At 69.9% G+C, this 12651-nt stretch carries 11 protein-coding genes and 2 pseudogenes; 5 read left to right on the top strand and 8 right to left on the bottom strand.

What is annotated here, in order from left to right; genetic code table 11:
* Positions 1 to 101: 101 nt before the first annotated feature.
* Both ACBJ32_RS02855 and ACBJ32_RS02850 read right to left on the bottom strand, forming a co-directional pair.
* Positions 102 to 806 (bottom strand): annotated as a pseudogene (locus tag ACBJ32_RS02855) (alpha/beta fold hydrolase); the annotation flags it as partial.
* 128 nt (positions 807 to 934) lie between these two features.
* Positions 935 to 1099: pseudogene (locus ACBJ32_RS02850) on the bottom strand (amidohydrolase); the annotation flags it as partial.
* A 191-nt stretch (positions 1100 to 1290) separates the two neighbouring features.
* Between ACBJ32_RS02850 and ACBJ32_RS02845 the strand changes: the two are divergent.
* The 3 genes from ACBJ32_RS02845 to ACBJ32_RS02835 all read left to right on the top strand — a co-directional run bounded on the left by ACBJ32_RS02845 (position 1291) and on the right by ACBJ32_RS02835 (position 2618).
* Complete coding sequence (locus tag ACBJ32_RS02845; protein ID WP_375125274.1) at positions 1291 to 1413, top strand: hypothetical protein; 123 nt, start codon at positions 1291 to 1293, stop codon at positions 1411 to 1413.
* 27 nt (positions 1414 to 1440) lie between these two features.
* Positions 1441 to 1896 carry a DUF6283 family protein gene (locus ACBJ32_RS02840; protein WP_375125273.1) on the top strand — a complete coding sequence of 152 codons (456 nt, stop codon included), beginning with the start codon at positions 1441 to 1443 and terminating at the stop codon, positions 1894 to 1896.
* A gap of 362 nt (positions 1897 to 2258) precedes the next feature.
* Positions 2259 to 2618, top strand: coding sequence for a ricin-type beta-trefoil lectin domain protein (locus ACBJ32_RS02835; RefSeq protein ID WP_375125272.1), 360 nt, complete (start codon positions 2259 to 2261; stop codon positions 2616 to 2618).
* 98 nt (positions 2619 to 2716) lie between these two features.
* Here the strand turns inward: ACBJ32_RS02835 and ACBJ32_RS02830 are convergent, their stop codons facing one another.
* From ACBJ32_RS02830 to fxlM, 3 genes are all read right to left on the bottom strand, one after another.
* On the bottom strand, positions 2717 to 3121 hold the full coding sequence (locus ACBJ32_RS02830; RefSeq protein WP_375125271.1) for a hypothetical protein: 405 nt from the start codon (positions 3119 to 3121) through the stop codon (positions 2717 to 2719).
* On the bottom strand, positions 3118 to 3819 hold the full coding sequence (locus tag ACBJ32_RS02825; protein ID WP_375125270.1) for a hypothetical protein: 702 nt from the start codon (positions 3817 to 3819) through the stop codon (positions 3118 to 3120). Before ACBJ32_RS02825 ends, ACBJ32_RS02830 begins: the two co-directional genes overlap by 4 nt.
* Before the next feature lie 461 nt (positions 3820 to 4280).
* Complete coding sequence (gene fxlM / locus ACBJ32_RS02820; protein WP_375125269.1) at positions 4281 to 5519, bottom strand: methyltransferase, FxLD system; 1239 nt, start codon at positions 5517 to 5519, stop codon at positions 4281 to 4283.
* A gap of 192 nt (positions 5520 to 5711) precedes the next feature.
* Here fxlM and ACBJ32_RS02815 point away from each other — a divergent pair, with 192 nt between their 5' ends.
* Entirely contained in the window at positions 5712 to 6293 is a 582-nt protein-coding gene (locus tag ACBJ32_RS02815) for a hypothetical protein (protein ID WP_375125268.1), read from the top strand.
* The gene (locus ACBJ32_RS02810) at positions 6290 to 6586 is read left to right on the top strand and encodes a hypothetical protein (RefSeq protein WP_375125267.1); all 297 of its coding nucleotides are present in this window, start codon (positions 6290 to 6292) and stop codon (positions 6584 to 6586) included. Before ACBJ32_RS02815 ends, ACBJ32_RS02810 begins: the two co-directional genes overlap by 4 nt.
* 266 nt (positions 6587 to 6852) lie before the next feature.
* Here ACBJ32_RS02810 and ACBJ32_RS02805 read toward each other — a convergent pair whose 3' ends face one another.
* The 3 genes from ACBJ32_RS02805 to ACBJ32_RS02795 all read right to left on the bottom strand — a co-directional run bounded on the left by ACBJ32_RS02805 (position 6853) and on the right by ACBJ32_RS02795 (position 12442).
* On the bottom strand, positions 6853 to 7419 hold the full coding sequence (locus tag ACBJ32_RS02805) for a DUF6000 family protein (RefSeq protein ID WP_375125266.1): 567 nt from the start codon (positions 7417 to 7419) through the stop codon (positions 6853 to 6855).
* A 355-nt stretch (positions 7420 to 7774) separates the two neighbouring features.
* Positions 7775 to 9478: a ThuA domain-containing protein gene (locus tag ACBJ32_RS02800; protein ID WP_375125265.1), complete on the bottom strand. Its 1704-nt coding sequence runs from the start codon at positions 9476 to 9478 to the stop codon at positions 7775 to 7777.
* Between the two features lie 171 nt (positions 9479 to 9649).
* A complete protein-coding gene (locus ACBJ32_RS02795; RefSeq protein WP_375125264.1) occupies positions 9650 to 12442 on the bottom strand; it encodes a carbohydrate-binding protein in 2793 nt (930 codons plus the stop codon).
* Between the last annotated feature and the right edge of the window lie 209 nt (positions 12443 to 12651).

Genomic DNA, 12651 nt, shown 5'->3' with positions numbered 1-12651 from the left:
GCGGGTGATGGCGCTGACGTAGCCGGACCACAGTGGCGTTCCAGCCAGTGGCCCATGCCGGGATAGACGTGCAGCTCGGCGCCGGTGATGGCGTCGGCCATGTCCGCCGAGGCGTGCCAGTGCAGCATGTCGTCGTCGCGCCCGTGCAGCAGGACCGTGGGGACCTCGACGGCGCGCAGGAGGCCGAGGCGTTCCAGGGCCGCCCACTGTCGGGGCAGGCCGCCGGGGGCGTAGCAGCGGTCGTAGGCGAGGGCGGCGCGCGAGCGTGCCCATTCCTCGTCCTCCGGGTCGCCGTCCGGGCGGGCCGCGCGGTGGGCGGCGGTGGCGCGGGCGATCTCCTGCTCGCGGGTGAGCCGGGGCTGCACGGTGAACAGTTCCGGCATGTCGCCGTGCAGGACGTGCCGGGGGGACTGGCCGGGGATCGAGTAGAACAGGGCCAGGCTGCGCACTCGTGCGGGGTGTTCGATGGCGAGCGTCTGGGCGATCATGCCGCCCGTCGAGCGGCCCGTCACGTGGGCGCGTTCAAGGCCGAGGGCCCCCAGGACGCGGACCACGTCCAGGGCCATGTCCGACAGCCCGTAACCGCCGTCGAGGTCCTGCGGGCCGCCGAACCCCTGCGACAGTCCCACGTCGCGGTTGTCCATGCGGACGACGTGGAACCCGGCCTCCGCCAGGAGCGCGCAGAAGTCGTCGTGCCAGCCGATGAGCTGCCCGCCGAAGCCCTCCACCAGCACCAGCGGCCAGCCGGACGGATCCCCGGCGCTCTCGTAGTAGATCGTGACGTCCGACCCGTGCGTGTACGGCATGCCTCACCCTTCCAGCGTGTTCCAGGTCCACCGGCCGGCCAGCAGCGTGCCCGCCACCGGCATCGCGCCGCGCGCGCCACCTCTCTGGGCAGCCGCTGCTCCGGATGCCAGGCGTCGCGGCCGTCGCGCGCCCTGCTGACGGCGGCGGCCAGCGCGATCCACGGGTCGATCGGCGCGACGGGCGCGTCGGAGCCGAGCCGCAGCGTCGCCCCGGCCTCGTGCAGGGACCGGAACGCGAACGCCCGCTCCGTGCGCCCCGGCCAGTAGCGGTCGGCCACGTCCCGGTCGTCCATGGCGTGCTCCGGCTGCACGCTCGCCACCACGCCGAGCCGCCCGAACCGCCCAGCGACGAGAGTTGGCCATGCATCAGATCGGTGGCCCTCCGGTAACGACATCACCAGGCTGCGAGCGTCATCCTCATGTGTACTGCCGGGACGGACCGGCCATCGCGACCCACCTCGACAACGAAAAGGATCTTCCCCCGATGAGCACCGACAAGCGGCCCGAAACGCCCGACCACGAGGACCCGCCGGACTGGACACGATGGCTGGCCGAGCGCGCCGTCCTCGCCGACGCCGCACTCGCAACGCAAGGCAGGTTCCCGTGACAGTCCTACACGGAGACCCCGACTCCGATGAGGACATGCGGCTCATCTGCGAAATCCTGCCCGCCCTGGCCGAGCGGGCCAGCCCCCGGCCTACCGGCAAGGCGGCAACGACTTCATCACCTACGTCTTCGCCCCGCCCGACGCCGCCGCAGCGGCGGCGGCATTCGAGACCGAGGTCCGGGCCATCGCCCGGCCGTGGTGGCGGATCGTGCCGTCGCTGTACGCGTGCTGAACACCGGAGCCGGCAACCGCTGCGCGGCCAGTGACCGCATCCCGAGCGGTCACGATAATGAGCAGCCCTCACCCCTCAAGGAGAGGCCCATGACCGACGCCGCAGCGTCGAGCGCGGCAGCGTCCGCCGATCCGGCAGGTCACCCAGCGGGCCCGCCGGCGAAAAGCCCGTGCGGCACCTGCCCCTTCCGCCGCGACGCGCCGTCCGGGATGTGGTCGCAGGAGGAGTTCCCCGTCAAGTCTGCGTGTTGAAGTTTCTTGCGCTGTCTCGCCGGCGCTGCGAGGGGGCCAGCAGTGTGGAGCTTCTCCGAATTCGACGAGTGTTCATCAAGAGCCCGCTTCACGAACGGCGGCTTTCCTTCCGTCTCGCTCATGGTCTGTCCTGGCCGTCACTGGCTGGGAAGAGCTGAAAGTGGCTAGGGAATGGCAATGCCCAGCACCTTCGATAGCTTAGAGTAGTCATCCAACTGCAAAGAGTGCATACTTGGGATCTGCGGCAGTCGCGCCGATCAAAGATCAGATCTCGGCCGTGCCTGTCGAGCAGCATCCCAGAACCGCCGACAGGGGCCCCTGTGCGTGACGTCGCAGGGAGTCTCGGGCACGAAGGAGCACTCATGTCCCCCATCAAGCTCTCCGCCCTCGCCATGGCGCTGGTGGCACCCGTCGCCGCCAGCCTGATCACCGTTGCCGGGCCGGCCGCAGCGGCAGCCACCGGTTACTGCCTGGACAGCGGCGGCGACAGCTCCGCTGGGCGAGTTCCCGCTTACCTGTTCCGCGACTGCTCCAACCCCTCACCCAACCTCAGGTGGGTCATCGAGCGCGGCCAGATCAAGAACGTTGCCACCGGTTACTGCCTGGACAGCGGCGGCGACAGCTCCGCTGGGCGAGTTCCCGCCTATCTGTTCCGCGACTGCTCCAACCCGTCGACGAACCTGAGGTGGGTCGTCGAAGGCGGCCAGATCAAGAACCGGTAGCGGCCTACTCCCGCTAACCGCCGATCGCGGCCCGGTCGCACGACACCGGGCCGCCTGAGCGTCGAGGATCAACGTGCGGGATTGACGGCGGTAGCCTTTCAGCGCCGACGGTGCAGCGGCGTGACGTGCGGTTCGGGCAGTTCCAACTGCTTGCGCAGTTCCCGGTTCTCCAGGGTGAGCTGGTGAACGGCCCGGACCAGCGCGGGGACATCCTCCTTGATCTGGGCGAGTTCCTTGTTCTTGTTCGCGATCGTCTTCTTCAGCTTCTTGATCGTCTCGCGCAGCCGCACTTCGACGTCGGGGGCGGCGCCGCGGGCTTTGACCCCCTCGTAGAACTCGTTGCGCAGGTCGCTGTGGCGCTGCGTGAGAGCGTTGCGGGGCACCTCCGCCTCCTGGGCGAGGGCGACGATCGTCAGTGCGCCAGTCGAGTTCTCAGGCGTGCCGGCCAGGATGCGGTCCATCGCGGCGCGGATGCGGTCTCGCTCGTCGAGGGCGGGGCTCACGTCGTCTCCTGCAAGATGATGCGGGTGCGGTCATGATCGTCGGCCAGCTCACGCAGCTTGGCGGCGCGGCCGCGCAGCCGGTCGCCGACCGGCTGAGGCGCATGCGCGGCCCGCTTGTCGAGAACGTCGGCGCGGTCGCGCAGCCCGGCGGCGTGCCGGTCGGTGCGGACGACATTTCCGCAGCCGGGAACGCAATGATCGAGGCTGGGGAAGTCTTTCACTCCGTCGCGGTGGCAGAGCGCCTGCGCCCGTTGGTAGTGGCAGAGCACGAACGCCTGCGGGTTGTCATAGATCATGACGTCTTCGTTGGCGATCAGTCTCCGGGCGGTGGTCTCGTTGATAGTCGTGCCTTCGAAGATCGTGGCGCGAGCGGCGGCCTTGATGACGCGCCGGGCCGCGGGGCCGGAGATGCCCTCCCCGGCCTGCATGCCATCCTTCAGCTCGGCAACGGTGTCGGCGACCGCAAGGACCGTCTCGACGTCGATAAGCTGGTGAATGCCGCCCCGGCTGCGAGAGGCGTAGCCCTCTGACACGAGCGTGCTGCGCAGATGCCCGTACTGAATGGCGAGCGCGACGAGGCCGTTCGGGCGCCGGGCGATGTGCCAGGCCAGCGATCTTCTGAACCGGCTGGTTCCGAGACCGCCGTGAGGGTCGGTCACCGCCGCCTTGCGGGACAGGCAGTTCTCGGCTGTCGGCATGTCAGCAGAATTCAGCAGAACCGGTTTTGCTGGGTTCTGCTGACGGGCTGAGACCACGTGTTCCGATCACGCAATGTCACCGTCGCGAATGCCGGAGGCTCTCATCCAGAGCGGCCGGTCGCCTCCCGCGTGTAGGGGCACATCCCCTGCAGCGAGAGCACACCCCTGCAGGTACCGCCCTCGTCACGTCGACGGGACACGTAGTGCCGCCGTTGACACTGCGGCCCAGCAGGCGCGCCGAGCAGCCGCAGCGGAATGGGGGCCGACATATCGCGTGATCGAGGGGGTGCTGGCCGCCCACGTCACCGCCAGCCGCGCCGCCGGGCACACCTGGGAACAGATCGGCCAGGCGCTGGCACTGCACGCCGACACCGCCCGCCGCTGCTTCGGCCACCCCCAGACCCCGTCACAGAGGCAGCGCCTGCAGGCAGCCCGTGACGACCGAGTCAGGGTGCGGCATTTCAGCTCCAGGTCAGGGCCAGCTTCGTGTGACGCTTGATGAAGATCTTGCCCTGCCGAGGCGGGGGAACCATGGCGTCAGCCGGGTAGAGCAGGAAGGCAGGATCCGCCCGTGTGCGCCATCCGGCATCCCACGCGAGTACGTGCCGGCGCAGGTCCTCGGCGAGCGCGGGCCCGGCTGGGCCGTGCCCATGGGCGCCGAACTCCAACCGGCGCTCGCCCTTGCTCCTCGCGTCTCCGCTGGCGTCTCGCAAGGTGAGGTAGGCGAAACTGTCCGAGGTGATGAGGACGGGGCACGACCAGCGCAGGGCAAGGTCGACCAGGTCGTTGCCGCCGCGTTCACGGTCGGCCCAGATCATGCCGAACCGGTCGTCGGTCGATGCCAGGTACAGGTGCATCGAGTCGAAGGACTCGCCGTAGCCGACCATGACACCGGTCCACAGCTCGGTCCGCTCGCCGGTCAGCGCCCGGTCGAGGGCGGCGGCGTCCAGCGCGGGGCCGGCCTCGCGCGTCAGCCGCACGGCGCCATCAGCCAGTTCGGCCTCCTGGTCCTGAAACGCACCGGCACCTTGAACGGGCACAAATCCACACACGGTGGCATCCAGCGCGGTGAGATGGTCGCCGTCCACGACGAAGGTGAAGCACCGGGTCACCGTTCCGAACCTCAGCGGTACCACAAGGCGTCCACCCGGGGCCAGCAGATCAGACCACGGCACGTCCCAGACTCCGACGGTGACCATGATGGCGTCGAAGCCTCCCTCGGGCGCATGTGCGTGCGCCACGTGCTCGGCATCGCCGAGCACGACCTGGACGTGCCCGTAGCCGGTCTCGGCCAGGAAGCGTGCCGCGCGTTCGGTCACGAACGGGTCGATGTCGACCGACACCACGACTCCTTCAGGTCCGACGAGCTCCGCGATGAGCGCCGCGTTGCAACCGCCAGAGCCGATCTCGAGGGCCTTCGCGCCTGGGCGCAGGGCGGCGCGTTCCAGCATGGCGGCCTGCAGCCAGGGCGCGCTCACCGAGCTCATCGCCCGGCCGGCGGCATTGCGTTTGGTGACGACCACGTCGTTGACCGCGTGGGCCGCCTCCGGTGACGCCTCTGGCGCGAACCGCTCGCGCGGGACGGCGGCGAAGGCGACGCGCACCGCATCGGAGGTGATCCAGCCCTGTTCGAGCAACGTGGAAACCATCGCGGTCCGCAAGTGTTCGGGCGTCTGAGCTGGTGCGATGTCGGCAGTCATCGGCCTACGGTATCCCCGCGCCTGGCAGGGCGGCACGTGAACTGGCCGGTAGCCCGAAGCGCGACTCCAGAGCTGGTGTGTCGCATGATGCCCGCGGGAACACTTGGGGAAGCGCCGTCTCTGCTCACGCACGCATGAGACGGCGCTGTACCTTTCGCCTCGGCACCCCTCAGCGCGCCGCGACCCTGTGCCGTGGCCAGCCTTGCCCAGTACGGTGATCGGGTCTCAGAACGCGCTACCAACGAGGCGGGCGCCCCCGCCGTGGGTGAGCCCAGGGCCGGCCAGCCAGCCGAGCCTGGATCTAGCTTTCTCTCCTTTCAGGAGTGGCGGCAAGCTGCTGCCCGCGAGGGAGAAGAGGCGCTGCCAGACGAGGATCGAGACGAGCGTGACGCCGACATCATCGGCCCGCACGGCGCGCGAGTTCTTGAAGACCAGAGCACGACCTGCATCTATCACCCGGGCAACCGCATGCGGTTGTGGCCGGGACGGCTGAAGCAGCTCACCGAGGACATGCTCAGGGACGGCACCTGGATTGTGTGCCATGACACCATCCCGCCCTACCCGCACGGGGCCACCGCATCGGGGGCGGCGATGTGCCGGGCATTCCTCAACCGCTACGGGGAGCGCTCCGAGGGCGTGCGTTTTCTGCGAGACGTCTTTGGCTTGGACGAGGTAGCACGGCCCGAGGACGGCTCCAACGCCGGCCAGCGCGTCCACCGGATTCACGCCCCCAGCTCATGCGGGCATCCCAGTGCTGACGAGGAGAACGAATGAAGCCCGACGCACTGGCGGAGACGATCGCCCGATCGATGATCGACGCCCAGGCCACGGCCGACGTCCCGCACGCCTTGCACGCGCACCAGTACGCCCGCAGGATCGCCTCGGACCTGCGGACCGCAGGCATGGTCGCCCGCCGCCTGGCCACGGCTACCACCCTGGCCACCGCTGACGAGCCGGCGTCTCACCGCGCATCATCCCCATCGCCCCTGCGAGGGGGCCTGGCGGTGCCGTTTGTCGGAGTAGCGCTCACCCAGGCGAGAACCGGGGCGACCGACTCGCCCACCTAAGGAGATGCCTCGCTGGAACCAAGCACAGATGGACGCCGTCTTCCCCACCGGGTGCGTGAGCAAGTTCTCACCGCGGTGGCCGCCGGCGTCCCGCTCGATACCGCGATGGAGACACTCGGCCTGCCGGACGAGGTCGCCTACGGGCGGGCCCGCCGCCCCCGACTTCCGCAACCGGCTCTACCAGGCTTATCTGGACAATCTTGGGCTCTCCGGGGTCATTGGGGAGTTGGAAAGTTCCTGCCGAGATGGATCCCGGGCGTGTCGGCTCAAGCTTCGGCGCGTGCAGCTAGGTCGGCATAATCGATGAGTTCGGCGATCCAGCTGTGGCATCGGGCAGGGGCTCGGTCGGAGAAGGAGGAACGGCTCCAAGGTCCGTCAGGTTCGAGGAACCGGGCGGCGTGGGTGGAGCCGAGAGCTGCATCGAGGTGCATCAGGCCGCCGAGGGCCCAGTCCTGGTCGTAGTGGCAATCGGGCTGCGGCAGGTAGCGGTCCAGGTATGCGGTGAGAATGTCGGCGTCCGCGGGCTCGCCGAACCTGGTGATGGCCAGGGCATATCCCTGACCGGCGTAGGTGAGTTCGCTTTCAAGGAGCAGGTCCGCGAGAACGCTTCGGAACTGGGTTCGTCCCCCGATCCCGATGAGCCAGGCGGTGGTGAGCCTTTCGCGCCAGCTGGCGAGGCCGTCTGGTTGAAGCATGTAGTCCAGGTCGGCATCGGTGACCTGGTGGGCGTCGCGGCCGAGAGCGTGGAGAAAGTCGGTCCGCTCTTCGTTGGGCAGCCTACCGGAAGACGTGCCGGGCAGCCTGTCCGTGGTAGGCCATGACGACCTGCCCATCGGGACGTGGCATTATCCGACACTGACGGCCGTCTCCCAGGACCTGGCATCAAGGCGCCATGAGTTCGCAGGGCGATATGGAGGCGACGACGGCGTCCGTGAGGGGGCACGCCACCAACCGCAAGGGCAGCCGCGGCGTCGCCGCGGCCCGAGCCCCTGCCCGTCATCGCACCTGCTCCCCAGCTACAGAGTCGCTGACCGGCGTGGCTGTATGCGGCCTTCTTGATGCACCAGGCGTCGCTGTTGCTCCGACGACCCACGAGGTCTGATCTGACGTCACGGAGCATGACCTGGCGCGGGTGGTCTCGCCCGGCTGCGCCGCGGCCGGGAGGCGCCCCGGCCGCGGCGGAGCAGGTCATGTGCCGTAGACCTCGAAGGTGAACAGGGAGTAGCCCCAGGCGGTGCCCCGGGTCGTGCCGTGGATGCGGAGGTAGCGGGTGGAGGCGTTCAGGCCGGTGTGGTCGTCCTCGCCGCCGTTGCCGCCCGTGACCGACCTGGCGGTGGTCCAGGTCGTCCCGTTCGGCGAGGTCTGGATCTGGTACGCCGACCCGTAGGCCGCCTCCCACACCAGCCGCACCCGGTTGACCGTGCGGGTCGCGCCCAGGTCCACCTGGATCCACTGCGGATCGGAGAAAGCACTGGACCAGCGGGTAGTGGCGGAGGCATCCACGGCGGCCGAGGCCGGGAAGGCGGCCGACTCCACGCTGGAGGCCGTCGCCGGCCTGTTCAGCGCCAGGTTCGTCACCGGCGGCTGGGTGCCCTGCTCCTTGATGCGGATGTTGCGGAAGGCGGCCTGGTCGGCGCCGCCGTGGTTCTGGATGCCGACGTACCCGTCCAGGTTGCGGTTCGGGTCGGTGTTGGTGAAGTCGTTGACCAGGGAGCCGTTGAGGTAGACCCGGATGCGCTGGCCCTCGACGAGGAGCTCGAAGGTGTTCCACTCCCCCGGCGGGTTGAGCGCCGCGTCGCGGGCCGCGAGGTCGGCCGACTTGAAGCCGTAGATGGAGCCGGTGGTGCGGTCGGGGGTGTCGGTGGCGTCGATCTGGATCTCGTAGCCCTGGTTGACCGCCACCCACGGGTCGCTGCCTGGGTTGGGGAAGCCGACGAACACGCCGGAGTTGCTGTCGCCGGTGAGCCGCCAATCGGCCTTCAGCGAGTACGAGGTGTACTGCTTGGCGTTGTACCAGAACAGGCCCATGCCGCCGACGGAGGTCAAGGTGGCGTCGGCGTTGCTGAAGCTGCCGGGGCCTGACTGCGACCAGCCGCTGGTGGAGCCGTTGTAGAGGGTGGTGTAGCCGGTCTCGGGACGGCAGTCGGCGTGGGCGCGCCTGGCCGCGTACCGAATGCCGCCGAGCAGTTGGGAGCGGAAGGCCGGCTCGGCGTAGGACGACTGGGTGTGGCCGAAGCCGGTGTAGAACGAGCGGCTGGCGTCGATGGTCTTGCACCAGGTGATCGGATGGTCGGCGCCCATGGAGCCGCCTGAGTAGGACGACTCGTCCAGCGTGGCCAGGACGCGGGCCGAGGAGCGCGGGTTGGTCTGGTAGTTGTACAGCTCGTCGCTACGGGTCCAGACCTGCGGCAGGTGCGCCGTGGCCGGGTGGGCCCGGTTCTGGGTCGGGGAGTTCACCTGCTGGATCGCCGGGTGGCTGGCGAAGTGGGCGCCGACGAGCTGGCCGTAGAAGGGCCAGGCGTACTCGGTGTCGGCGGCGGCGTGCACGCCCACGTAGCCCCCGCCACTGCGCACGTAGGACTCGAAGGCCGTCTCCTGGCCGGCGTTCAGCACGTCGCCGGTGGTGCTGAGGAAGACGACGGCCTCGTACTGGGCGAGGTTGGCCGTGGTGAACGCGCCGGCGTCCTCGGTGGCGGTGACGGTGAAGCTGTTGGCCGCGCCGAGTTCCCTGATGGTCTGGATGCCGGCCGGGATGGAGTCGTGCCGGAATCCGGCGGTCTTGGAGAAGACCAGGACGTCGTAGGGGGCGTCGGCGGCCACCGCCGCCGGCGCGTAGATCGTGCAGGCGGCCAGGGCGATGGCGGCGCCCAGGCCGGCGAACAGTCTGCGCATGGATCCTCCAGTTGCGGCGGTGCGGTGCCGGCGACCGGGCGTCCGTGCGGGGGCACGGGCGCCCGGTCGTCGCATGATCACCGAGGCGGGGCTGAGCGGCTCGCCGTCGGCGTCGTGCCAGGGTCCATTCGGTCGTCCGACCTTATTGTCGCCTTCTTGGCCGGACGGGGGTCAGCTTCCGTAGACCTCGAAGGTGAACAGGGAGTAGCCCCAGGCGGTGCCCCGGGCTGTGCCGTGGATGCGGAGGTAGCGGGTGGAGGCGTTCAGGCCGGTGTGGTCGTCCTCGCCGCCGTTGCCGCCCGTGACCGACCTGGCGGTGGTCCAGGTCGTCCCGTTCGGCGAGGTCTGGATCTGGTACGCCGACCCGTAGGCCGCCTCCCACACCAGCCGCACCCGGTTGACCGTGCGGGTCGCGCCCAGGTCCACCTGGATCCACTGCGGATCGGAGAAAGCACTGGACCAGCGGGTGGTGGCGGAGGCATCCACGGCGGCCGAGGCCGGGAAGGCGGCCGACTCCACGCTGGAGGCCGTCGCCGGCCTGTTCAGCGCCAGGTTCGTCTGCTGTGTCCCACTGGTGAGGGAGAAGGAGTCGACGTCGAACAGCGCTCCCGCGCCGCCGGTGAACACCAGGTAGAGGGTGTGCGTCCCGGACGGCGGCGTCACCGTGCCGGTGACGTTCGCCCAGTTCTCCCAGCCGCCGGTCGGCGCGACGGTGGCCGAGCCGATGACTGTCCCGGTCGCCGAACCGGCCCGCAGGGTCAGCGTGCCGCCGACGCCGGCCGACGCGACGCGCGCCGTGAACGACGTCACCCCGGTCAGGTTGTACGGCGTGAAGGAGATCCAGTCGCCGTTCTCCACGTTCCCGACCACGTTGCCGCCGTTGGCCGACGGCTTGGGCAGGACCGCCACTCCCTGCTGCGCGCCGAAGTGCTCGGCCTGCCGGGCGCGCGGCTGCAGCACGGTCTGCGGCGCGTGCACGGATGCGGTCGAGCCGACCGGCGTGTACTCGGCGTCCAGGACGCCGAAGATGTTGGCCGCGGCGTCGTGCTCACCGTCCTCGGTGGTCTGGATGGTGCCCGAGCAGCCGGTCGCGCTGGTGATCGGATGGCCGTGGCTGTCGTGGCCGAGGATGTAGGTCACCCGCACCCGGGAGCAGTCGATCGTCGGCGCGTTCGGATCGGTGACGCTGACCTGGAAGGGGATCGCGTCGCCGAAGGCGAACACCCGCCCGTTGGGCGGCTGGGTGAGCGTGACCGTGGGCTGGCCGACGCTGATGACGACGCTCGCGGTGGAACTTCGGCCCGTGCTGTCGGTCACCGTCAGCGTCGCCGTGAACTGGCCGTTGGAGGTGTAGGTGAACGACGGGTTGGCGGCGGTGGAGTCGGTGCTGCCGTTCGTGGTGAAGTCCCAGGCGTAGGTGATCGCGTCGCCGTCCGGGTCGCTGGTGCCCGCGGAGCTGAACTGCACGGTGAGCGGCGCGTTGCCTGACCTCGGGGTGGCGCCGGCGGCGGCGACCGGGGCCTGGCCGGTGCCGGCGTTGTACTCGATGCGGTAGACGGCCGAGTTGGCGTCGCCGCCGAACCAGCCGGTGCCGTAGTCCAGCACGTAGAGGGCGCCGTCCGGCCCGAACTCCAGGTCCATGACCTGGGTGCCCGTGAAGGCGGGGAAGGACTCGATGGTGCCCACGCCGCCGGAGGACGTCACGGTGGCCGTCTTGATCCAGCGCCGGCCGAACTCGCCGAGGAAGACCTTGCCACTCATGGACTGCGGGAACTTCACGTCCGAGGCGAGCGCGGCGTCGTAGGTGTAGACGGGGCCGCCCATCGGCGACAGGCTGCCGCAGCACAGGGCCGGCGGGTCCTGCCCGGCGCCGTACGGCAGCCAGGCCGCCCGGGAGGCGGGCAGCTGGGTGATGCCGGTGTTGCGCGGCGAGTTGTTCACCGGCCCGCCGGCGCAGTCGAACGCCGACCCCGAAGGCCCGGACGGGAAGGTGTAGTCGATGTAGGGCACGTTGAACTGCGAGCAGTACGGCCAGCCGTAGAAGCCGGGCTGGGTGATGCGCTCGAAGGAGACCGAGGCGGCCGGCCCTCGGCCGGGGCTGGCGGTGCCGGCGTCCGGCCCGTAGTCGCCGAGGTAGACGACGCCGGTCGCGCGGTCCACGCTCATCCGGAACGGGTTGCGGAAGCCCATGGCGTAGATCTCGGGCCGGGTGTTCGCGGTGCCGGGCGCGAACATGTTGCCCGCCGGGATGGTGTAGCCGCCGGTGGCGCCGGGCTTGATCCGCAGCACCTTGCCGCGCAGGTCGTTGCTGTTGCCGGAGGTGCGCTGGGCGTCGTAGGCGGGGTTGCGGTCGGCCCGCTCGTCGATGGGCGTGTAGCCGCTGGAGTCGAACGGGTTGGTGTCGTCGCCGGTCGACAGGTACAGGTTGCCGGCCGCGTCGAAGTCGATGTCGCCGCCCACGTGACAGCACATGCCGCGGCTGGTGGGGACGTCCAGGATGGTGACCGCCGAGGCGGCGTTGATGGTGTGGTCGGCGTTGACGGTGTACCGGGCCAGCCGGTTCACGCCGTTGAAGGGGGCGAACTGGGCGGCGGTGCCGGTGGCGGGCGCGTCACCCGCGGGGGTGCTCAGCGGCGGCGCGTAGTAGACGTAGACCCAGCGGTTGGAGGCGAAGTTCGGGTCGGCCTTGATGCTCTGCAGGCCCTCTTCGTCGTGCGTGTACACGGGGATGGTCAGCGCCACCTTGGTGTTGCCGAGCGGGTCGGTGTAGCGGATCGTGCCCTCGCGCGAGGTGTGCAGGACACCCCGGTTCGGCAGCACGGTGAGGCCCATCGGCTCGCCGGTCTCGGCGACGCCCTTGGCCAGCGTCACCTGGGTGTAGCCGGCCGCCTCCGCAGGGGACGGCGCGATGAGACCGAAGGCCGCCATGACCACGGCGACGCATCCGGCCAGTCTTCGTAACATGATCGGCGATCCCGCTTCCTGTCGTCGAGATGGCAGACAGGCGTGCGCCGATCACGCCAACGACGGGGGGCGCCCCGCTCATCGGCCGGACGAAGTCGGTACCCGGCGGGCGCTGGTACCGACAGCGCCCGCCGGTCTCCTCCGGCGCGATGAGCGGAGCCGGGCCGGCAGGGTGGTCGGCGTCCGCCCGGCCGGCTCCGTTCTTCCCC

This window comes from Nonomuraea sp. GTA35 (genome assembly GCF_041950525.1).
In the GTDB taxonomy this organism is placed as follows: Bacteria; Actinomycetota; Actinomycetes; order Streptosporangiales; family Streptosporangiaceae; genus Nonomuraea.
Note: the sequence above shows the minus strand (reverse complement) of the source record. Positions and strands in the feature narration are given on the sequence as shown.